The 21233-nt window shown below is 68.5% G+C and carries 22 protein-coding genes and 1 tRNA gene; 14 read left to right on the top strand and 9 right to left on the bottom strand.

The window, feature by feature from the left end; all coding sequences use genetic code 11:
• Positions 1 to 31: 31 nt before the first annotated feature.
• From ACFU5M_RS12600 to ACFU5M_RS12590, 3 genes are all read right to left on the bottom strand, one after another.
• Complete coding sequence (locus ACFU5M_RS12600) at positions 32 to 1438, bottom strand: metallophosphoesterase (RefSeq protein WP_379048265.1); 1407 nt, start codon at positions 1436 to 1438, stop codon at positions 32 to 34.
• Between the two features lie 16 nt (positions 1439 to 1454).
• A complete protein-coding gene (locus ACFU5M_RS12595; RefSeq protein WP_379048263.1) occupies positions 1455 to 2111 on the bottom strand; it encodes a hypothetical protein in 657 nt (218 codons plus the stop codon).
• 523 nt (positions 2112 to 2634) lie between these two features.
• A complete protein-coding gene (locus tag ACFU5M_RS12590) occupies positions 2635 to 3036 on the bottom strand; it encodes a nuclear transport factor 2 family protein (RefSeq protein WP_379048261.1) in 402 nt (133 codons plus the stop codon).
• A 150-nt stretch (positions 3037 to 3186) separates the two neighbouring features.
• Between ACFU5M_RS12590 and ACFU5M_RS12585 the strand changes: the two genes are divergently transcribed.
• Both ACFU5M_RS12585 and ACFU5M_RS12580 read left to right on the top strand, forming a co-directional pair.
• Positions 3187 to 3561, top strand: a complete 375-nt coding sequence (locus ACFU5M_RS12585) for a hypothetical protein (RefSeq protein WP_379048259.1) — start codon at positions 3187 to 3189, stop codon at positions 3559 to 3561.
• A 384-nt stretch (positions 3562 to 3945) separates the two neighbouring features.
• Positions 3946 to 4629: a hypothetical protein gene (locus ACFU5M_RS12580; RefSeq protein ID WP_379048257.1), complete on the top strand. Its 684-nt coding sequence runs from the start codon at positions 3946 to 3948 to the stop codon at positions 4627 to 4629.
• A gap of 231 nt (positions 4630 to 4860) precedes the next feature.
• Here the strand turns inward: ACFU5M_RS12580 and ACFU5M_RS12575 are convergent, their stop codons facing one another.
• From ACFU5M_RS12575 to ACFU5M_RS12565, 3 genes are all read right to left on the bottom strand, one after another.
• Positions 4861 to 5568, bottom strand: coding sequence for a L,D-transpeptidase (locus ACFU5M_RS12575; protein WP_379048255.1), 708 nt, complete (start codon positions 5566 to 5568; stop codon positions 4861 to 4863).
• Between the two features lie 199 nt (positions 5569 to 5767).
• Positions 5768 to 6058 (bottom strand): hypothetical protein, encoded by a 291-nt coding sequence (locus ACFU5M_RS12570; RefSeq protein WP_379048253.1) that lies wholly within the window; start codon positions 6056 to 6058, stop codon positions 5768 to 5770.
• Complete coding sequence (locus tag ACFU5M_RS12565; protein WP_379048251.1) at positions 6033 to 6320, bottom strand: hypothetical protein; 288 nt, start codon at positions 6318 to 6320, stop codon at positions 6033 to 6035. The genes ACFU5M_RS12570 and ACFU5M_RS12565 overlap by 26 nt, the downstream gene beginning before the upstream one ends.
• Positions 6321 to 6478: 158 nt before the next feature.
• On the opposite strand from ACFU5M_RS12565, the gene ACFU5M_RS12560 reads away from it, so the two are divergent.
• The 4 genes from ACFU5M_RS12560 (at position 6479) to ACFU5M_RS12545 (ending at position 8663) form a co-directional block, all read left to right on the top strand.
• Positions 6479 to 7381 (top strand): helix-turn-helix domain-containing protein, encoded by a 903-nt coding sequence (locus ACFU5M_RS12560; RefSeq protein WP_379048249.1) that lies wholly within the window; start codon positions 6479 to 6481, stop codon positions 7379 to 7381.
• The gene (locus tag ACFU5M_RS12555) at positions 7371 to 7577 is read left to right on the top strand and encodes a DUF397 domain-containing protein (RefSeq protein WP_379048247.1); all 207 of its coding nucleotides are present in this window, start codon (positions 7371 to 7373) and stop codon (positions 7575 to 7577) included. The genes ACFU5M_RS12560 and ACFU5M_RS12555 overlap by 11 nt, the downstream gene beginning before the upstream one ends.
• Before the next feature lie 260 nt (positions 7578 to 7837).
• Complete coding sequence (locus ACFU5M_RS12550) at positions 7838 to 8212, top strand: hypothetical protein (RefSeq protein ID WP_379048245.1); 375 nt, start codon at positions 7838 to 7840, stop codon at positions 8210 to 8212.
• Positions 8213 to 8285: 73 nt separating this feature from the next.
• Entirely contained in the window at positions 8286 to 8663 is a 378-nt protein-coding gene (locus ACFU5M_RS12545) for a hypothetical protein (RefSeq protein WP_379048243.1), read from the top strand.
• 71 nt (positions 8664 to 8734) lie between these two features.
• On the opposite strand, the gene ACFU5M_RS12540 is transcribed toward ACFU5M_RS12545, so the two are convergent.
• The 3 genes from ACFU5M_RS12540 to ACFU5M_RS12530 all read right to left on the bottom strand — a co-directional run bounded on the left by ACFU5M_RS12540 (position 8735) and on the right by ACFU5M_RS12530 (position 11108).
• Positions 8735 to 8810, bottom strand: a tRNA-Arg gene (locus ACFU5M_RS12540).
• Positions 8811 to 8916: 106 nt separating this feature from the next.
• Entirely contained in the window at positions 8917 to 9585 is a 669-nt protein-coding gene (locus ACFU5M_RS12535; RefSeq protein WP_379048390.1) for a DUF305 domain-containing protein, read from the bottom strand.
• 608 nt (positions 9586 to 10193) lie between these two features.
• Positions 10194 to 11108 (bottom strand): DUF3105 domain-containing protein, encoded by a 915-nt coding sequence (locus ACFU5M_RS12530; protein WP_379048241.1) that lies wholly within the window; start codon positions 11106 to 11108, stop codon positions 10194 to 10196.
• A gap of 93 nt (positions 11109 to 11201) precedes the next feature.
• Between ACFU5M_RS12530 and argS the strand changes: the two genes are divergently transcribed.
• The 8 genes from argS to rpmE all read left to right on the top strand — a co-directional run bounded on the left by argS (position 11202) and on the right by rpmE (position 21205).
• A complete protein-coding gene (gene argS, locus ACFU5M_RS12525; RefSeq protein ID WP_379048239.1) occupies positions 11202 to 12860 on the top strand; it encodes an arginine--tRNA ligase in 1659 nt (552 codons plus the stop codon).
• Between the two features lie 61 nt (positions 12861 to 12921).
• On the top strand, positions 12922 to 14343 hold the full coding sequence (gene lysA / locus ACFU5M_RS12520) for a diaminopimelate decarboxylase (protein ID WP_379048237.1): 1422 nt from the start codon (positions 12922 to 12924) through the stop codon (positions 14341 to 14343).
• Complete coding sequence (locus tag ACFU5M_RS12515; RefSeq protein WP_379048235.1) at positions 14340 to 15695, top strand: homoserine dehydrogenase; 1356 nt, start codon at positions 14340 to 14342, stop codon at positions 15693 to 15695. Before lysA ends, ACFU5M_RS12515 begins: the two co-directional genes overlap by 4 nt.
• Before the next feature lie 23 nt (positions 15696 to 15718).
• Entirely contained in the window at positions 15719 to 16840 is a 1122-nt protein-coding gene (gene thrC / locus ACFU5M_RS12510) for a threonine synthase (RefSeq protein ID WP_379048388.1), read from the top strand.
• A 25-nt stretch (positions 16841 to 16865) separates the two neighbouring features.
• Positions 16866 to 17819 carry a homoserine kinase gene (gene thrB / locus ACFU5M_RS12505; RefSeq protein WP_379048233.1) on the top strand — a complete coding sequence of 318 codons (954 nt, stop codon included), beginning with the start codon at positions 16866 to 16868 and terminating at the stop codon, positions 17817 to 17819.
• 328 nt (positions 17820 to 18147) lie between these two features.
• Positions 18148 to 20229, top strand: a complete 2082-nt coding sequence (gene rho, locus ACFU5M_RS12500; RefSeq protein ID WP_379048231.1) for a transcription termination factor Rho — start codon at positions 18148 to 18150, stop codon at positions 20227 to 20229.
• Between the two features lie 130 nt (positions 20230 to 20359).
• A complete protein-coding gene (locus tag ACFU5M_RS12495; protein ID WP_379048229.1) occupies positions 20360 to 20548 on the top strand; it encodes a hypothetical protein in 189 nt (62 codons plus the stop codon).
• 426 nt (positions 20549 to 20974) lie between these two features.
• Positions 20975 to 21205 (top strand): 50S ribosomal protein L31, encoded by a 231-nt coding sequence (rpmE, locus tag ACFU5M_RS12490; protein ID WP_039796334.1) that lies wholly within the window; start codon positions 20975 to 20977, stop codon positions 21203 to 21205.
• Positions 21206 to 21233 lie beyond the last annotated feature (28 nt).

The following is a 21233-nucleotide window of genomic DNA, read 5'->3' as shown; positions in this document are numbered from 1 at the left end:
CGTTCCCGGATGTGGCGAACTCGCACACCCGCTAGCGCAGCCCCGAGAAATCGCGCAGCACAACGTGATTGCGGTCGGCGCAGGTGCCGAGCGTGTAGTCCGGAAGCAGTCCGAAGTACTCGCCGCGGGTGAGCGTGCTCCAGCGCCGCGCCTCCTCGGTCCGCGTTTTGTAGAAGTTGACCATGTAGCCGCCCTCGTAGAGGCGCAGCAGGCTGTAGCCGCCCGGATACTCCTTGACCGCGGCGACCTCGAGGAACTCCACCGCGCACGGCGCGTCCGGCCTGGTGCGGCGATTGCGGTGGGTGTGGCCGCTGTGCTGCAGGAAGACACCGGGGGAGCGGGTGTAGAGCGCTTGCAGTTCGCCGCTGTCGCGTCCGTCGAGCACGAATCCCGGCCCGGCGAGGTTGGTCAGTCCGGACTCGGCCGTGACCGGGTGGTGGCCGAACAGCAGGGTCGGCCGGTCCGGGTCGGCGCGCAGACGCTCGGTGAGGTGATCGAATTGCGGGCGCTCGATGGACCCGCCCGCGCCGTCGAGTCGGCTGGTATCCAACCCGAGCACCCGCAGACCGCCTACCTCGTGTTCGACCAGTCGCTGTCGTGCGGAGAACACATCGGCCCAGCAGTCGCGGTGGTCGGCGGGCGCGGGTGGGCAACCGGCGTACTCGCCGCCTACGTGCGGCCGGTCGTGGTTGCCGCGCACCGCCAAGTAGTCGCGGCCGAGGGTCCCCCACGCATCGAGGCGGGCCCGCACCGTGCGGGTGTCGTGCTCGGAGGCTTCGGCGGTCAGGTCGCCCGCGAGCAGCAGCAGTTCGGCTCCGCGGTCGGGACGGCGCAGGTCGTCCAGCACCGCGGTCAGCATCGTCTCGGGATAGGGCGCCAGGCCGGGGCCCTGCCGGAAGCCGGGCGGCAGGTCGCCGACGATCAGCCCGCTGACCTGCTCGCCGTAGTGCACATCGTTGGCCAGAGCCAGGGTGCGCAGCCTGCGACCGGGCGGCGGGACCAGGGTGGTGAACTCGCCGCGCGCTTCGGGCGCGCCGGGATCGGACGTCGTGAGCGATAGCGCGGGCGTCGCGCGCAAGCCCGCCGACCAGGCTTCGAAGCGGTAGGCGCGCCCCGGTTCGAGTCCATCGATCTCGGCGTAGTGGAACGGCGTCGGGTGGTCGTCGCTGAAGACCGGCGCCGGCGCGCGCGCCGAGTCGGCGGGCCCGATCCGGACGTGGGTGTCGGCGTCGACGGGCAGCAGCCGGCCGGCCGGGTCGGGGGCGAGCGTGGTCCAGGTGAGGATCACCGAGGTGTCGGTGATCGTCACCACTTCGAGATCGGTGGCGACGGCCGTATCCGGCAGTGCCCGAGCTTTCGTTCGACCGGTGAAGGGAAGGAGTGCGGCGAGGCCGAGTGCCCCGAGAACGGTTCTGCGGTTCGGGCCGCAGCAACTCATGCGTGGGTGCATGCGATCAGCGCGTGCCCTCCGCGGAGCAGACCTTCCACTTGCCGTCTTCTTTCTTCAGATGCTCGGTCGTGCTGGTTTCGGTGTCGGGCTGCTCACCGGGCACCGCGACGGTGAGCTTGCCGGTGACCTTCGCGGTCGCGGTGTCACCGATGACCACGACGTCATCGATCCTATCGATGGTGATCGACACCGAGGTGCTGTCGAACTCGCTCTTCTCGCTCTCGGTCATCGCCTCGAATGCGGCGCGTTCGCGCGCACACGCCTGCTCGGCCGCCGCGCGGAAACCGCGCGTGTCGAGGGTCTCGTAGAAGTCGCGAATCGAGAGTTCGACCCGCTTCTCGTCCGAGGCGAGCGGACCTCTGCCTTGTGAGGTCAGGAACACTCCTGCGATCACCGCGCCCGCGATCACCAGCGCGACTATCGCCACCAAGCCGACGATCAAGCCGGTGTGGCTCTTCTTCTGGGGCGGCGGCGGATACCCCCAGGTCGGGGAGCCAGGTGGCGGATAGCCCGGGCCGGTGGGTGGCTGTCCGGGTCCGGGTGGCGGATAGCCGGGGCCGGTGGGTGGCTGTCCGGGTTCGGGTGGTGGATAGCCAGGCGGCGGCTGTTGCGGGTGGGGCGGTCGATCATCCGGCGGTTGCCCGCCCGGCGGATAAGCCATCTCGTCCTCCGGTCTGCCCCCGGGTACCTGGATCTTTACGCCAAGGCGTGCCCGGGGTAGCGGAAACCAAACGGGTCGGACCTCGCGGCGTGCTCACCGGCGCCTTCTCCGCCGAACGCTTGGCAGGCTGCCCGCGGACGACTGGTGTAGGCCCACGACGACCTCACCCCCGGCCTGACCGCCGACATCGAGGTGGCCGACGCGTCAGCGGCTCGTGCCGAAGTCGGCGGGTCATCCGGCGTGTGGCAAGGGTCGGCTTCGACGAGCGGGGTATCGAGGACGGGGACGAGGGTTTCCGGTTGTGGCAAGGGTCGGCTTCGACGAGCGGGGGCATCGAGGACGGGACGATGGTTTCCGGGCGGCTGAGACAACGGCGCCTTGCGTCGCAGCCGGTAACGACCCGAGCCAGTGCGAGAGGTTCGGCCCAGCGCCTATCCGTCCAGTCCTGCGCCGGATGTGCGTCGTCCTGGTAGAGGTCGGCGTGCGGTGGTGGGGGACTTGTGGCAAACGGTTTCCGGCAGCGTCAGACGGCCAATGCGGCGTGCCAGCGCGCGGTGTCGGTGTACTGGTGCAGTCGCGTGATGTGGCCTTCGTCGTCGACCTGCCACAGGTGCACGAACTCGGCCTCGTACTCGCGGCCGGTGGCGCGGGCCGCGCCGCGATAGTGACCTGTCACCACGACGGTCCCGTCCGTGGTCTCCTGCCAGGTCTCGTCGTACGGTGCCGTGTCGAAGTCCCGGGCCACCGCACCCCAGATTCGCGCCATGGCCGCTCGTGGCCCGTGAAAGGCGCCGCCCGCGCCGCATGGCATGCCCGGTGCGGTGCGCACTTCGAACTTCGGATGCAGCAGGGCCAGGATCGCCGGTCCGTCACCCGTCTGCGTCGCGGTGTAGAAACCCTTGACGACCTCGCTTTTCATGGACATCTCCCACTCCTTCTAAAGTGATTGTTCTAGAACGATCATATTAGATCACGGGCGACAGTTGCGGCCATCGCTGTGTGGCCGACGTCATGGCGTCCGATTCGAGACCGGGTTGCCTGGTGCTTGCCGCATATGTCCGGCTAACATTCGAACATGGGTTCGATAAGCGATGAAACGCCGCGAACCGAAGGCACGGAACCGGAGCTGGTCTATCCGAACAGGACCGGCCACTACTACCGGACACTGACCTACCCGCCGCGGCCGGTTTGGGTGCGGCTGGATGCGATTCTGGTTCGCGACCCAGGGACCCCGCGGCATGTGAACGGCGCCGGTGTCGTCATGCGCGGCGAGCGCCCCGGCACCTTGACCCACTGGTTTCCCACCGTCGACGGAGACTGGATGGGGCGGGTGACCTACAGCATCCAGTTCGCCGACGGCCGCCCGGACCTGCACGTGCGCGACCAGCTGATCCCGGCCTACGCGCTGCGTCCCCGGCGCACCGAGCGATCCGAGCCGGAGTCCACCTGATCGGCGATATCCGCCGGATGGAATCCTGCCCCCGGCTCGGTGTCATTTACGCTGCGTTATCCCTCGTGCGCTGGATGGTCCGGATCGGAGTCCGCGTGAGCGGAGACTTCCGCCGGATGGCATGCCGTGTCGAACTCGGTTTCATTCGTGCGTATGTCCGGTGCTCCGAGCGGTCCGGATCGGAGTCCACCTGTCGGAGATGTCCGTCAGTGCCAGGCCCGGCGTCATAGCTGTGTATTTGCCTTCTCTTCGCGCATTTTGTGAGACCCCTGTGAGCGCCCCATCCGTTCCGGTTTGCCGGGGTGTGTACCCCCCGTCGAGCGGGTTGTCCGGCCGGTTGCCGATCGGTTGTCGCGGTAGGGGGCCGGTGATACGTTGCCCGGCATGGGATTTCAGTTGCCGCATCCCGAGGTGCTGTGGGCGCGCGTGACCGTCTTGGACGTGATCACCGCCGCCACCCGCACCGATCGGGTAGCGAGCGGACAGGAGATCGGGCAGACGGCCGGCGTGGAAGGCGGCCGGCTGATCAGCGACGACGGCGAGGGCAATTGGTACTCGCTGGTCAGATACCCCGGCGACCGCGCGCTGCTATTCGGGCGGGACGAGGACAACGAGGTCGCCGGGACCTCCTACGATCCGCTTGCCGCGGCGCCCGCCTGGGTGCGCTCGGTGGAGCCGACGGCGAAGCTGCCCGGCGGCGTCGACGGCCCTGTCAGCTTCGTGCGCTGGTGGGAGTTCGGCCGCTGGCAGCACACTCCGACCGACCTCGACGACGGCCTCGAACTGAGCCTCAGCGCCGCTTCCGACCGGGAGAGCTTCACCGGCAGCGTCATGAGCGCCGCCATCCACGCGAAGTGGGTGGAGATGGACTACGAGGCGGGCAAGCTCACCGCCCTCACCGTCGACCCCACCGCCCTGCACGCCCTTTGTGACGCCACCGAGAACGGCACCGTCACCAAAGCTCACTTCTACTTCCTCCAGCCCGGCCTGACCGCCCCCGCCTTCACCTACCTCACCGACGCCGGCGTCCTCACGTCCGCCGCCAAGCCCACCGAGCCCTTGCCGTGACCCGCTGATCGCAGGCGACACCCATCCATTCGAGAAGGGCCCCGGCTTTCGGGGCCCTTCTTCCGTATGACGGCGGCATTCGAGAACACCTCGTTCGCGTGCCGTGCCGCGGCTGTCGGCCATCCGCGTGCGGTTCGGCAACCGCTCGGGTGATCGTCCAGCGCGAGTGCGAGCGTCGTCGCGTTCGGCCGAGACCGGGACCCGCCGCCGGGTTGGGCGCTGCCGGGCGATTCAGATCGCGTACATGCCGATCACCGGCTTCCTCGCGGGCTCGAGGGTGGCCAGCAACGTGCGCATCACGTCGTCGCCGACCGCGACGCAACCGGCGGTCGGCCTGCCGGCCTCGACGTGAACGAAGAAAGCCGAGCCGCGCTTCGGCACGACCGGAAAGCGGTTGTAGTCGATGACCAGCGCGTAGTTGTACTGCGGGTCGGTGCGCCCGAGATTCTCGCTGAGGGTGGTGTCGAACGGGCACTCACTCTCGGCGCATCGATATTTCTGGTTGTACAGCGGGCTCTCCGTGTCGGACACCCACCACCAGGTATTCGACGGGTCCACCGACAGGTAGGGAAGCTTCGCGCCCGCGTGAGGTAACCGGCCGAAGCCCTCGGTCAACGCGAACGTGCCCTCCGGCGTAAACGCAGCCCCTTCCCTCGCCTCCCGCGAAATACCCGCCTTGCCCACCCAGGCGGGCACCGCCAAAGTCCGCTCCCACCGCCGAAACCGCTTCCGCTGCCACAATTCCAACGTCCCCCGATCGGCCCCCGCGGGCGCCGTCACCCAGACCACTTGACTGCCCGGCACCGCGTCCGGATCGAACGGCGGCCGACTTCCGGTGATCTCGATCAGCAAGACGATTCCGACCACAGCGACCGCCACCGAAACCCCCGCCACGGTCCAGCGCAGCGCCCACCCGCGCCGGAACCCAGTGTCAGCCAATACTGTTCACGCTCCTCCGAATAGGCAGATGCCCCGACATCGGATAGTCCCCACGCCGCCATCCGGACAGCCGTCACACGGTGCCATCGTAGGCACCTCGTCGGCCTATCCATCCACCCGCCGCCCATCGGGTGAGTCGGCGAGTGGCACACGGCCGCGGCAAACGTCGAGTAGACCTCTCCGTGGTGTGCCACTCGCGTTATCGACGCGGGGCTACGGCGTTCCAGTAGTCGGATTTGACCGCGTCCCAGAGGTGAAAGCGTTCGGGGAACCACTCGCGGACCTGGGCGAGGTCGGGGCGGTGGCCGCCCTCGCCGAAGAAGATCACGCCGGGGTGGCCGTTCGGGATATCGACGATCGAGCCGTCCATTCTCATCCGGTAGGCCGGGGTCGTTGCCGCGTGGTCGATCAGTGATTCGATCGCGATCCGTGCCCCTCGGACGATCTGCCAGAGGACGGTGTGGTCACCAGATGTCGTGCGGCGCAACATCCAGCCTCGCTCGCGTGGTGTCGATCCCGCCGTGGGCGGAGAGCGCCCGCCTGCCGCCGGCGGTGATCTGGTATCCGGGACGGCTGACCAGTCCGGCGTGCACGATCAGCCCCGCCGACTCGAGCGGCGGCAACGTGCGGCGCACCTGCCGTCCGGTCAGGTTCACCGTCTTCGCCAGCGCATCGACGGACAGGATTCCGCCCGGCTCGAGCGCCGCCAGCACGTCGGCCTGAGTTCTGCTGAGTCGGATGTCCGGTGGCATGCGGCAAAGGATGGGCCGGGCGTCGGTCTCGCGGCAGCGCAACACATTACGTGGGCAAACTCGCGCAAATCACCAGCTCGGGTTGTGTGACGCCGCCTACGATCGGCGCGGACCGCAACAAACAGAGATCGCGGAATGCAACGGCAGGGGAGACGTGCATGGCAGACGACCGCGCGGAGGAAACGGGCAGCACACTGCCCCGCCGACAGCTCGGCAGGTATCTGAAAGAGGCTCGGGAGGGATCGGGTTTCACCCTGGAACGGGCCGCGTCCCTCATGGAGTGGAACAAATCGACCCTGAGCCGCCTGGAGCGCGGATTGACCGAAAAGGTCAGGGTCCGTGACGTTTCAGGGCTGTGCGAGATCTATGGATTGAGTGAGGAGAACACAGCTGTCGCCAGAGGGCTGGCCGAGCAGACTCCGGCGAAGTCGTGGTGGCACGCATACGGAGACTTGATTCCGGCGTGGTTCAACCTGTATGTCGGGTTGGAGGCTGCCGCAGAGGAATTGGCTATATTCCAGCCTTTGCTGATACCAGGCCTGCTGCAAACACCCGATTACGCGCGCGCCATCGACCGGCGATACTTTGCCGAGGACAGCGATGAGGAACTGGAGCGGCGTGTGCAACTTCGGGTCCAACGCCAACACATCCTCACTCGTTCGCGCCGGCCGACGAAGGCGCTGTTCGTGCTCCAGGAGGCGGTATTGCGAACTATCGTCGGCGACCGGAATGTGATGAGTCCGCAACTGCGGCATCTTGCCGACGTCGGCACTCTCGCCAACATCGAACTTCGAATACTGCCCTTTCATGCCGGAATTCCCGTAGGGATGCCTCTTCCGCCCTTCACCATTCTGGACTTCGCGCCCGACGTCCGAGGCCGGTTCACTGAGCCGCCAGTCATCTACTGCGAGAGCTACACCGGTAGCACGTACCTTGAAGGACGGACAGATGTGCTGCGGTTCCGCCAGGCGTTCGCCGTTCTCCAACAGTCGAGCTTGGACAGCCGCCTGAGCAGAGACCTACTGCGAGAGATAGCAAGGGAGTTCGACCGTGACCGTTGACCTAACCGGCGCCCGGTGGTTCAAATCGAGCCACAGCGGTGGTGGAGCCGACTGTGTCGAGGTCGCACACCTGGCCGGAGGCGCGGTCGGCGTCCGTGACTCGAAGAACCCGACCGGTCCGGCGTTGATTTTCACGCCCGGCGAGTGGGACGCTTTCACCACCGGCGTGGTCCGTGGCGGGTTCGACCGAGCATAGGACTGCCGCAACTTCGCCGAAGGGCCCCTCGACTTGCGGTAGATCCCGCAGCGCGGCGACGTCGCGATCAGTGCGACGGCACTCTGCGGTCGATTGAGGTAGCCGATCCCCGAGTGGGCAGGTCTGGACACTCCGGCCGGAAGGGTCCGCGCGGAAGCCGCGCCCGGTCGGCCGTCCGTGCTTACCAGTCGTTAAGGATTCCTTTAGGCCGTTCGGTGAGGGTCGCGGGACAGTGATTTCGTTCTCGCGTAGGAGCCTTGATGATCACAACCCGTCTGGCCCTCCTGGGGCTTCCCGTGCTCGTGCTGGCCGCTACTGCTGGTCTGGCGACGGCTCCCACTGCCGTGGCGCAGCCCCCGCTGCCGACCTACACCTGCAAGCACACGCCCATCACCAACTACGTCGTGATATTCAGCTCGATGCGAGCGCGCAGGTGCGTCGCGTCACCGGGCGCTCCGCTGGACGGTAACTATTTCTATCCGGTCAGGATGGAGAACAGCGTCACCGGTGAGAAATGGGAGTGTGGTGGCGCATTCCCGCACCTCGGCAAGCCGATCCATCCGGGAATGGGAGCTTCCGAGGCGGAGGCGGTGCTCAACGCCGGGGTGGACGCGAGCAATTGCCGCCCGATCTGACCGCGCGCCGCGCGCGAGACAGCTGTTCATGAGTGCCGAGAAGTATTGATTTCTATTTCGAACAGGAACCGCGATGAGTACAACCCGCACGGTCCGACTCGGGCTGCCGATACTCCTGCTGGCCGCTACCGCCGGTCTGGTGACGGCCCCCGCCGCAGAGGCGCAAGTTCTGCCGACCTACACCTGCGGCTACACGATCGACTTACCGCACTTCGGCTCCGTCAAAGGTCGCGAATGCACGGCCTCGGCGGGCGCTCCACTGACCGGCCACCACTGGATCACCTTCCAGCTGCGAAACAGCGGATCGGGTGAGACATGGGTGTGCAACAGCGTCGAGGCGGCGCTTGTCCCGTACTACCTGAACGACAAGATAGATCCGGACTATGCGGACTTCGAACGGGCATACGGTCGTGGCGCGGACGCGAGCGTCTGTCACCGCCTATTGGACTGACTCCGGCTACGCAGTCACCCGTGCGATCGGCACAGAAAAGGCCGCCTACCAGTGTTCTGGCAGGCGGCCTGTGGTGCCCTCGGCAGGATTCGAACCTGCGGCCTTCTGCTCCGGAGGCAGACGCTCTATCCCCTGAGCTACGAGGGCGGGATAGGACTCGGTCGGGGCCGGGGAGGCGGTCCGATCGGGCTGGGTCAGCCTATCGTATCGGGGGCCGTCCAACAAAAAGCGCGGACGGCGGCGGGGTTTCGAGTCAGGGGAGCGGGGCGGCGCCTCGGGCGGTGAGCATGGTGGTCATCAGGTCGGATTCGCCGCGCTGGGTTGTGGCCATGGTTTCGGCGAGGGCGCGCACCGCTGTGGTGGCGGCGTGCTGGGCGGCGTAGTCGATCATCGACAGCCCGCCTTGGTGGTGGCGCAGCATGAGTTGCAGGAATTTGGTGTCCAGGGTGGGGGTGGTGGCCTGGCGCAGCGCGGCGAGTTCCGCGGGCGTGGCCATACCGGGCATGGCGGACACCGGGCCGGAATGGTGCGGCATGTCGGCCCCGGAATGGTCGTGGCCGCCCATCGGCTCGGCCATCCAGCCCATGAACCCGTCCACGCCCTGCGCGGGCTCGCCCCACAATTGCAACCAGCCCTGCATGCGCCCGATCTGGTTCTGCTGGGTGGTGAGGATGTCGTAGGCCAGACGGCGTACCTCGGTGTCGGTGGAACGAACCAGCACCACGCCCGCCATTTCGACCGCTTGGGCATGATGCGCCGACATGTCCTGGCCGAAACCGATGTCGACCGGGCCCGGATCCGGCTCCGGGGACCTGTCCAGCGGAATCCGGGCCAGCACGCCGATCGCGAACCCGATGAGGATGGCCCCGATGATGCCGAGGGTCAGCAGCGCGGTGCGCTGGCGGCGGAATTGTTTACCGATGCCGGTCCCGGCCGGTGCCTGGTGATCGCCGGTTCCGGCAGGTGCTTCGCGCCTGTCGGTTCCGGGTGTCTCCCGACTGTCGGCCGAGATGTGCGCTTCCCGGTCGGTTGCGGCCGGTTCTCGATTGCCGGACCCGGATGCTTCGCGACCGCCCGACCCGATGACGTCAGCGGTGCCGGACCCGTCGGGTGCCGGGCGATCGTCGGACCCCGTGGTTTCGCCACCGCCCGACACAGCAGCTGCACGACCGCCAGATCCGGCGCCATCGCCGACGCCGGACCCGGCGGGTATTGCGCGATCGTCGAATTCGGTGCCTTCGGGGTTGCCGGACCCGCGTGCTTTGCGACTGCTGGGCGGTGTGGCTTCGCGACCGCTGGATTCGGTGGCTTCGCGAGTGCCGGGCTCGCTGGATGCTGCCCGCTCATCGGGCCCGGTGCCTTCGGGGTTGCCGGGCCCGCGTGCTTTGCGAGTGCCGGGCCGCGTGGCTTTGCGACCGCTGGATCCGGCGACCTCGCGACTCCCGGAATCGTCGGATCCGTCGGCTCGGGCACCGCCGGACCCGGATACTCCGCGCGCCCCGGAGTCGGCCTCTTCCCGATCGCCGGCCACTACTGCCCCGCGCGGGGTGCGGGCTGGGCGGGCTGCGCGGGCACCGGAGCGCCGGGCATGCCGGGCAGGCCGGGAAGACCGGGAACGCCGGGCACACCAGGCAGGCCGCCGGGTGCGCCACCGAGCTCGGACTGGTCCGGCTGCAAGCCCTTGCCATCCATCGGCACCGCATCGGGGCCGGGCGGCGTCGGGTCGAACGGCGGCGGGTTGTCGGTGTCGAAGACGATGGTCGAGCAGTCCGCGCCCACTTCGGGGTAGGTGTAGTTGTTCAGCCGCAGCGCGGTGATGAACTGGCCGACGCGCTTGTCCTCCGGGCTGTCCAGCTTCAACTGATGACCCCAGGATTGCAGCGAGACGGCGGAATCGAGGCCGGGATAGGGCGACATCATCGTGTACGGCTTGCCCTCGACCTTCGCTTTCAACGTCGCGATGCCGTCGGCGTTCACCTTGTCCGGGTTGTAGGCGATCCACACCGCGCCGTGCTCGAGGGAGTGCACCGCGTTCTCCACCCGGATCGGCTTGCTGTAGACCACGCCGGTGCAGGTCGCCCAGGACTGGTCGTGCGGGCCGCCGAACGGCGGCGCCTGGTCGTAGGCCACGCGCTGGCCGGAGCCGATGTGCAGACCCGCGGGGTACTCCTTCTTCACCACACCCGCGATCCCGTCGGACGGGTCCTTCTTCTGCGCGCTCGGCGTGTACTTGTCCAGGTCGGCCTTTTCCCGGTACTTGGGGACCAGGTTGTAAGCCAGCGCGCCGATCAATGCGATGATTACTACGGCCGCGCCGATGGCCGGCCAGGGGATCTGCCGGTTCTTCTTCGGAAGCTGTCCTCCTTTGCCCCGCTTGCGGGGATCGGACAACTTCGCCGCGGCCTTGGCGGCCTTGGCCGATTTGGCGCTGGGACTGCTAGGCATCGCTCAGTGTGCTCTTTCGACGTTGATGGATCCGCTGGCTGCGCAGTGCCCACCCCGAGGTGTACACCCGCCAAGACCATAGGATAGAGACTCGTGACTCCAGCTGACCTTGCAGATCTCCTTCGCTCGACAGCGGCGAAGGTGCTTGTCGAACGTGGACTGGACCCTGCGGTCCTGCCCGACGAGGTCACCGTGGAACGCCCCCGCAACCCCGAACACGGCGACTATGCCACGAATGTCGCGATGCAGGTGGCCAAGCGCGCCGGAACCAAGCCCCGTGACCTGGCCACCTGGCTGGCCGACGCACTGGCCGCCGCCGACGGCGTCGCCGCCGCCGAGGTCGCCGGGCCCGGGTTCCTGAACATCCGCCTCGCGGCCTCCGCGCAGGGCGCGATCATCGAGCGGATACTCGCCGCGGGCGCCGCGTACGGCACCGCCGAGACGCTGACGGGGACCCGGATCAACCTCGAGTTCGTCTCGGCCAACCCGACCGGTCCCGTGCATCTGGGTGGAACCCGGTGGGCTTCGGTCGGCGACGCGCTGGGCCGCATCCTGGCCGCGCAAGGCGCCGACGTGGTGCGCGAGTACTACTTCAACGACAACGGCGCGCAGATCGATCGGTTCGCCGCCTCGCTGGTCGCGGCCGCCACCGGCGCGCCGACCCCGGAGAACGGGTACGCGGGCGCCTACATCGGCGATATCGCCGACAAGATCCTGGCCGCCCACCCGGACGTGCTGAGCAAGCCGGAGGCCGAGCGCCTCGAGGTGTTCCGGGCCGAGGGCGTCGAGCTGATGTTCGCGCACATCCGCCAGTCACTGCACGAGTTCGGCACCGACTTCGACGTCTACTTCAACGAGAGCTCGCTGTTCGCCTCCGGCGCGGTCGAGCAGGCCGTGGAGCGGTTGAAGAACTCCGGCGACCTGTACGAGAAGGACGGCGCCTGGTGGATCGCCAGCTCGGAATACGGTGACGACCAGGACCGGGTGGTCCTCAAGAGCGACGGCAAAGCCGCCTACATCGCGGGCGACATCGCCTACTTCCAGGACAAGCGGTCGCGTGGCTTCGACCTGTGCATCTACATGCTCGGCGCCGACCACCACGGTTACATCGGCAGGTTGAAGGCCGCCGCGGCCGCGTTCGGCGACGATCCGGCGACCGTCGAGGTGCTGATCGGGCAGATGGTGAACCTGCTGCGCGACGGTGTCGCGGTGAAGATGAGCAAGCGGGCGGGCACCGTGGTGACGCTCGACGACTTGGTCGAGGCGATCGGCGTGGACGCGGCGCGGTACTCGCTGGTGCGCTCCTCGGTGAACTCGAGCATCGACATCGACCTGAACCTATGGGCCAGCCAGAGCAATGAGAATCCGGTCTATTACGTGCAATACGCGCACGCGCGGACCGCGTCCATAGCCCGCAACGCCGCCGCGTTCGACTACGACTCCGTTACCCCCGACCTCGCGTCGCTGTCGGCGGAGGAGGAAGGCGAGCTGATCCGCACCCTCGGCGAGTACCCGCGCGTGGTGGCCGGTGCGGCGAGCCTGCGCGAACCGCACCGGGTGGCCCGCTACCTGGAGGAGCTGGCCGGCGCGTACCACCGTTTCCAGACCAACAAGAACCTGCGCGTCCTGCCGCTGGGCGACGACCCCGTCTCCCCGACGAACGCGGCCCGGCTCGCTCTGGTCAACGCGACCCGCCAGGTCCTCGCCAACGGCTTGGGCCTGCTCGGCGTCGGCGCACCGGAGCGCATGTGACCGGCCGGTCGACCACAGCGAGGAAGGAAGGCTCAGTGAGCGAGTGCAGCGAGGCGGAATTATGAGCGCGCATCCCGCCGGTCCCCGGCATGCCGAGATTCCGCACGCGCCGAACCTGCCGGAGCGTCCGAGTGATCCGACGCAGATGATCGACCTGCCCGCCAACGTGTGGCCCCGCAACGCCACCCGCGACGAGGCCGGCATCGTCCATCTGGCGGGCGTGCCGGTGTACGAGCTGGCCGAGCGGTTCGGCACCCCGCTGTTCGTGGTCGACGAGGACGACTTCCGTTCCCGCTGCCGCGACATGGTCCACGCCTTCGGGGCGAACGCCCGAGTCCACTACGCGTCCAAAGCGTTCCTGTGTGGCGAGGTCGCCCGCTGGATCCGGGACGAGGGCCTCGCGCTGGACGTCTGCTCCGGCGGTGAACTCGCCATCGCGTTGCACGCGGGCTTCCCCGCCGAGCGAATCGCGTTGCACGGCAACAACAAATCCGTGGCGGAGCTGGAAGCCGCGGTATCCGCGGGCGTCGGTCACGTCGTGGTCGACTCGCTCATCGAGATCGAGCGCCTGGAAGCCGTCGCGGTCCGCGCGGGCGTGGTGCAGGACGTGCTGGTCCGGGTGACCGTCGGGGTGGAAGCCCATACCCACGAATACATCTCGACCGCGCACGAGGATCAGAAGTTCGGCTTCTCGATCGCGGGCGGCGACGCGATGGAGGCGCTCGCGCGCGTCTTCGACGCCGACAACCTGCGCCTGGTCGGCCTGCACAGCCACATCGGCTCGCAGATCTTCGAAATCGACGGCTTCGAGATCGCCGCGCGGCGCATGCTCGGCCTGCTCCGCGAGGCCATCGACAAATTCGGTGTCGAGCGCACCGCGCAGATCGCGACGCTGGATCTCGGTGGCGGTCTGGGAATCTCGTATCTGCCGTCGGACGACCCGCCGCCACTGGACCGGTTCGCCGCGAACCTGCGCGAACTGGTCGCCGCGGAAGCCGAACGCGCGGGCCTGCCCACGCCGGTGATCGCGGTGGAGCCCGGCCGCGCCATCGCGGGGCCCGGCACGGTGACGCTCTACGAGGTGGGCACCATCAAGGACGTCTCGCTGGACGGTGGTCTGCGCCGCCGCTATGTGAGCGTCGACGGCGGCATGAGCGACAACATCCGGCCCGCGCTGTACCAGGCCGACTACGACTGCCGCCTGGTCTCGCGGTCGTCACAGGCCGGCCCGGTGGTCGCGCGCGTTGTCGGAAAGCATTGTGAGAGCGGCGATATCGTCATCCGGGACACCTGGATGCCCGCCGATGTCGGCCCGGGCGACCTGGTCGCCGTCGCCGCCACCGGCGCGTACTGCTACTCGATGTCCAGCCGGTACAACCAGTTGACCCGTCCCGCGGTCGTCGCGGTGCGGGACGGACAGCCGCGCCTGATCCTGCGCCGGGAGACGGTGGCGGACCTGCTCAGCTTGGAGGTGGAAGCGTGACGGCGAACGCGAACAAGGGTGCGTGGGGGACCGATCGCCCGATCGGCGTCGCGGTCCTGGGCATGGGCAATGTCGGCACCGAGGTCGTGCGCATCCTGCGCGAGCACGCCGAGGATTTGCGTTCCCGCGTCGGCGCCCCCGTGGTGCTACGCGGTGTGGCGGTACGCAACCTCGACACCGACCGCGGTCTTCCCGCGGGCCTGTTGACCACCGACGCCGACGCACTGGTCGCCCGCGACGACGTCGACCTGGTGGTGGAGGTGATCGGCGGCATCGATCCGCCGCGCCGGTTGATTCTGGCCGCGCTGAACGCGGGCAAATCCGTGGTGACCGCGAACAAGGCGCTGCTGGCCGACTACACCGGCGAGCTCGCCGCCGCTGCCGAGCGTAGCCGCGCCGACCTGTACTTCGAGGCCGCCGTCGCGGGTGCCATCCCCGTGGTGCGGCCGCTGATCCAGTCGCTGGCGGGCGACCGGGTGAACCGGGTCGTCGGCATCGTCAACGGCACCACGAACTTCATCCTCTCCGCGATGGACGAGACCGGCGCCGACTACTCCGAGACGCTGGCCGAGGCCACCCGGCTGGGCTACGCGGAAGCCGACCCGACCGCCGACGTGGAGGGCTATGACGCCGCGGCCAAGGCCGCGATCCTCGCCTCGCTGGCCTTCCACACCCGGGTCACCGCCGCCGACGTGTATCGCGAGGGGATCTCGCGGATCTCCGCCGAGGATCTGGAGACCGCCTCGGCGCTCGACTGCACGGTCAAACTGCTGGCCATCTGCGAGCGGGTGGACGCGGGCCCCGACGAACCGGGACCGGAGGAGGGCGGCAAAGAGCGCGTCTCGGTGCGCGTCTACCCCGCGCTCATCCCGCGCAAGCACCCGCTTGCCGCGGTGACCGGAGCCTTCAACGCGGTCGTCGTCGAGGCGGAGAACGCCGGGCGGCTGATGTTCTACGGGCAGGGCGCCGGCGGCGCCCCGACCGCCTCCGCCGTCCTCGGCGATCTGGTGATGGCGGCACGGAACAAGTTCTACGGGGGTCGCGCTCCCGGCGAATCGGTTTATGCTGAGCTACCGATCGCGCCGATCGGCGATACGCCCACCCGCTATCACGTGAACCTGCAGGTCGAGGACCGCCCTGGGGTCCTGGCCGCGGTGGCGGGCGAATTCGCCCAGCACGGGGTGAGCATCTCGACCGTCCGTCAAGAAGGGCACGGCTCGGGTGCGCGCCTCGTCGTGGTGACCCACCACGCAGTGGAGTCGGCGCTCGCGGACACCGTGGCCGCCCTGGCGGAAATGACATCCGTCACATCCGTGACCAGCGTTCTGAGATTGGAAGGCACCGAAGAATGACCACAGCGTCGCGCAGCGACTCCATGAGGGGCGGCGGCCGGGAGACGGGCGGGCATACGACCGGCGTCGCGCCACAGGCGGGAGTGCACTCCCGCTGGCCGGGCCTGATCGCGGCCTACCGCGACCGGCTCGCGGGCGCGGCCGACTGGGAGCCGGTCACGCTGTACGAGGGCGGTACGCCCCTGGTGCCCGCGCCGCACCTGTCCGAGGTGACCGGGTGCGAGGTATACCTCAAGGTCGAGGGCCTGAACCCGACCGGTTCGTTCAAGGACCGCGGCATGACGATGGCGATGACCGACGCCAAGTACCGCGGCCAGCAAGCGGTGCTGTGCGCGTCCACGGGCAACACCTCGGCATCCGCCGCAGCGTACGCCACCCGCGCCGGCATGAGCTGCGCGGTGCTGATCCCGCAGGGCAAGATCGCGATGGGCAAGCTGGCCCAGGCCGTCATGCTCGGCGCCAAGATCATCCAGGTGCGGGGCAACTTCGACGACTGCCTCGAACTCGCCCGCAAGGTCACCGCCGATTTCCCCAGCATCGGCCTGGTGAACTCGGTGAACCCGGCGCGCATCGAGGGCCAGAAGACCGCGGCCTTCGAGATCTGCGACGTACTCGGCAAGGCGCCCGACGTGCACGCCCTTCCCGTCGGTAACGCGGGCAACATCACCGCCTACTGGCGCGGCTACCGGGAGTACTACGCCGACGGCGTCACCGGCGGGCTGCCGCGCATGCTCGGCGTGCAGGCCGCGGGCGCTGCCCCGCTGGTCAACGGCGCCCCGGTGAAGGACCCCGAGACGATCGCGACCGCGATCCGGATCGGCGCGCCCGCCTCCTGGAACGGCGCCGTCGAGGCCAAGGAGCAGTCCGGTGGCGCGTTCCGTGCCGCCACCGACGAGGAGATCTTGGACGCGTACCGCCTCGTGGCGGCTACCGAGGGCGTGTTCGTCGAGCCCGCGTCGGCCGCCAGCGTGGCCGGTGTGCTCGCCGCCCGCAAGGAGGGCTGGCTGGATTCCGGTCTCACCGTGGTGTGCACCGTGACCGGCAACGGCCTGAAGGATCCCGACACCGCGCTGTTGGGCCTGCCGCAGGTGCAGCCGGTCGCGGTCGACCCGGTCGCGGTCGCCGCCGAACTAGAGCTGGCCTGAGTTGAATTCGCGCGAGAGCCAGCTCATGAGCTCGACGCTGCCCGCCGGTCTGACCGTGACCGCGCGGGTACCCGCGTCCACCGCGAACCTCGGTCCCGGGTTCGACTCGCTCGGTATGGCATTGGGGATCTACGACGAGATCCAAGTGCGTACCACCGATTCCGGGCTCACCATCCGGGTCGAGGGCGAGGGCGCCGACGATGTCCCTTGGGGCCCTTCGCATCTCGTGGTGCGCGCGATCGAGCGCGGCCTGGAGTCGGCCGGTGTGTGGGCCGACGGCCTCGATGTGGTGTGCCGTAACGTGATTCCGCATTCGCGCGGGCTCGGCTCCTCCGCCTCGGCGGTGGTCGGCGGACTCGCCGCCGGGTGCGCCCTGGCCGCGAAGCTGGACCCGGCGCTGGCCACGTCGGCCGACCGAATGGTTCAGCTGGCCGCGGAATTCGAGGGTCATCCGGACAACGCGGCGGCCAGTGTGCTCGGCGGGATCGTGGTCTCGTGGACCGAGAGCGAGCGCCCCGCCGACGAGGCTCCGGGCACCGAATACCACGCTCGCGCCTACCGCGCGGTGCGGCTCGAGGCGCATCCCGCGCTGCGTCCGGTCGTGCTGATCCCCGAGGAGCGCTCGTCCACCGCGCACACTCGCGGTCTGCTGCCCGACGTCGTGGCGCACGGTGACGCCGCCTTCAACGTCAGCCGCGCCGCGCTGGCCGTGGTGGCGCTCACCCAGCGTCCCGACCTGCTGATGCCGGCTACCGCCGACCGTCTGCACCAAGCCCAGCGTGCTCCCGCGCTACCGCTGACCACCGCCTGGATCACCCGCTTGCGCACGGCGGGGATCGCGGCCACCGTCTCGGGGGCGGGACCGACCATCCTGGCCCTGGGCACCAGCGAATTTCCAGCGGAACTGCGCGAACTGGCGGCGGCCGACGGCCTGCGCGTGGTGGAGCCGGGAATCGCCGAAGGTGTCCTGATCGACTGACGGCGAGTCTGTCTTGCCGAGATTCGCAATAGACAGCTATCCTGGGCAAGTCCGTACATCGTGCGCATCAGACGCCGGTGCTTCATCAGGGCAATCGCTCCAGCAGGCTCCAGGCTCGAGCCTCCAGGCCATGGGGGTGCTGCGTAGCTGCGCAACTGGAATGATCTCTCCCCACCTTTCACCAATGGTGGAGAAGCCGCCGGTCCGGCGGAGCAGGTGATACGGCACACAGCGCCCGGACGGACGCATCCCAGTCCGGCAGAATGCCCGGGCTGCGGGACGAACCCTCGAAACAGCACACGGCGATCGAGGGAAGGAAAGGATTTCCGTGACAGATACGGACCTGCTCGCGACACCCGGCGTGGAATCGAACCCGACGGGCGACCGCGAAAGTGAATCCGGACAGATTTCGAAGATGAGCGAACACACCGACGTCGCACGATCGGGGCTGACTGGAATGTTGTTGCCGCAGTTGCGCGCGCTTGCGGGGGAGCTCGGTATCCGAGGCACCTCCGGCATGCGCAAGGGCGATCTGATCGCCGCCATCAAGGAGAATCAGGCCGCCGGAAGGGCGGCAGCGAAGGCGGAGAAGCCCGCCAAGAGCGAGGCCAAGTCCGCGGTAACCGCCAAGGCCGACACCCCCGCGAAAGCCGATGCCCCCGCCAAGACCGCCGCTTCGGCGGCGCCGGCCAAGGCCGAGCAGGCGACCCTCGACGTGACGCCCGCGGCTTCGTCCGCGCCCACCGAGGCTCCCGCCCCGGCGAAGACAGCCCCCGCCGATTCCGCGCCCGCCGCCACGAACGCGGCCGAGTCGGCGTCGTCTCCGGCGACCGAGAGCACCGAGGAGTCCGGCCGGGAGAGCGGCCAGCGTGGCCGGGGCCGGCAGCGCCGCGGCCGTGACCAGGCGCGTTCCGCGGCCGAGACCGCGCCTGCCGAGACGCGTGCCGACGAATCGAAGCAGGACGCCGAGCAGGGTGGCGAGCGTCGCCGCGAGCGTGGTCAGAGCGACCGTGGCCAGGGTGAGCGTCAGAGCGACCGTGGCGAGCGTCAGAGTGACCGGGACCGTGGCCAGGGTGAGCGTCAGAGCGACCGTGGCCAGGGCGAGCGCGGCCAGAACCAGAACGGCAGCGCGGGCGGCCGCGGCGGTGACGACGAGGAAGGCGGTCGCGGACGGCGCGGACGCCGCTTCCGTGAGCGTCGTCGTGGGCGTGACCGCGAGACCGGCGGCGGCGGCGAGGCCCGTGAGCTGGAGATCCGCGAGGACGACGTCCTCCAGCCGGTCGCGGGCATCCTCGACGTGCTGGACAACTACGCCTTCGTCCGCACATCGGGTTATCTCGCCGGGCCGAACGACGTCTACGTGTCGATGAACCTGGTTCGCAAGAACGGCCTGCGCCGTGGTGACGCGATCACCGGCGCGGTGCGCGCTCCGCGCGACGGCGAACAGTCCAACCAGCGCCAGAAGTTCGATCCGCTGGTGCGGCTGGACACGGTCAACGGCGGCGACGTCGAGGCGGCCAGGCGCCGTCCCGAGTTCGGCAAGCTCACCCCGCTGTACCCGAACCAGCGCCTACGGCTGGAGACCCAGCCGAACAAGCTGACCACCCGCGTGATCGACCTGATCATGCCGATCGGCAAGGGGCAGCGTGCCCTGATCGTGTCGCCGCCGAAGGCGGGTAAGACCACGATCCTGCAGGACATCGCGAACGCGATCGCGATCAACAACCCCGAGGTCTACCTCATGGTGGTGCTGGTCGACGAGCGTCCAGAAGAGGTCACCGACATGCAGCGTTCGGTGCGGGGCGAGGTCATCTCCTCGACCTTCGACCGTCCGCCGTCAGACCACACCTCGGTCGCCGAACTCGCCATCGAGCGCGCCAAGCGCTTGGTGGAGATGGGCAAGGACGTCGTCGTGCTGCTCGACTCGATCACCCGGCTCGGGCGCGCGTACAACAACTCCTCGCCCGCCTCGGGCCGAATCCTCTCCGGTGGTGTGGATTCCACCGCGCTGTACCCGCCCAAGCGGTTCCTCGGCGCGGCGCGCAACATCGAGAACGGCGGCTCGCTGACGATCATCGCCACCGCCATGGTGGAGACCGGATCGACCGGTGACACGGTGATCTTCGAGGAGTTCAAGGGCACCGGTAACGCCGAACTCAAGCTGGACCGCAAGATCGCGGAGCGGCGAGTGTTCCCCGCGGTGGACGTCAACCCGTCCGGTACCCGCAAGGACGAGCTACTGCTCAACCCCGACGAGGCGGCGGTGCTGCACAAGCTGCGCCGCGTACTGTCCGGCCTGGACTCGCACCAGGCGATCGATCTGCTGATCGACCGCCTGAAGAAGTCCAAGAACAACCTCGAGTTCTTGATGCAGGTGAGCAAGACCGCGCCCGGCGCGCTCGACGAGTGAGTTCTGCGGGTACGCGGGCCGTAGTGCTCGGGTGCCGCGCGGTAGGCGTTCAGCGCCTGCGCTAGGTGCCGCGTCCGGTTCTGGGCGTGCCCGGCGAGTCATCCATGTGCTCGCGAAATCAGTTGTCGCGATGGCAACGGCCGAAGGGGTCCCGCTGAAGTGGGACCTCTTCGGCGTCGGGGGCGTGAAGAAGACGAGGCCGACGGTGGCCGCGCCACCGATCAGGAAACCGAGGATCAGCGCACAGGGTCCGATGTCGGGGCCGGGGGCGGCGGATTCCGAGGGGTGGACGTACACGGAGTTCTCCGGCGCCGAGTAGGGCGTGCCGGCGGGGAGTGCGGACAAACCGACGGCGACCGCGAAAGTCAGTAGAACGAAAATCGCGGAAGCGATCCGGATGTTCACGGGGTCTCCTTCCTGTCTCGGCACGCCGATGTGCACCAGGACGCAACTCTATGAACGAATTTGTTCACATTCCTGAGTAGCGGACTACCCGACTTCAGGGTCCCGGAGGTGACGCGGATTCGCGTGCCCGGACTTCCGGGGGCGCGAACGACGGGGGGATGCACCCCGGTCGGGAACAAACCACCCGCCGGGGGTGTTTTGGGAGCGTAACGGCAGTTCTGGCATACTGAGCCGTCGTTGCGTCTGCTCAGGTGAGCAGAGCTCCCGCCTAGTCGGTTCCGGTTCACGCTTCGCGCGATCGCGCGCGGGCGACCCGGCGACCACGATCGAGAGGACACCCATGAAGGCAGGAATTCACCCGACGTATGTCGACACCACGGTCGTCTGTGGTTGCGGCAACACCTTCCAGACTCGCAGCACCAAGGAGTCGGGACACATCACCGTCGAGGTCTGCTCGCAGTGCCACCCGTTCTACACCGGCAAGCAGAAGATCCTCGACACCGGTGGCCGCGTGGCTCGCTTCGAGGCACGCTACGGCAAGCGTGCCGGTAAGAAAGCCGACGCCAAGTAGCTTCCTCGCCGACGCCCGGTCCTGCTGC

It is taken from the genome of Nocardia sp. NPDC057455, from assembly GCF_042802775.1.
In the GTDB taxonomy this organism is placed as follows: Bacteria; Actinomycetota; Actinomycetes; order Mycobacteriales; family Mycobacteriaceae; genus Nocardia.
This window is presented reverse-complemented; position numbering and strand designations above follow the sequence as displayed.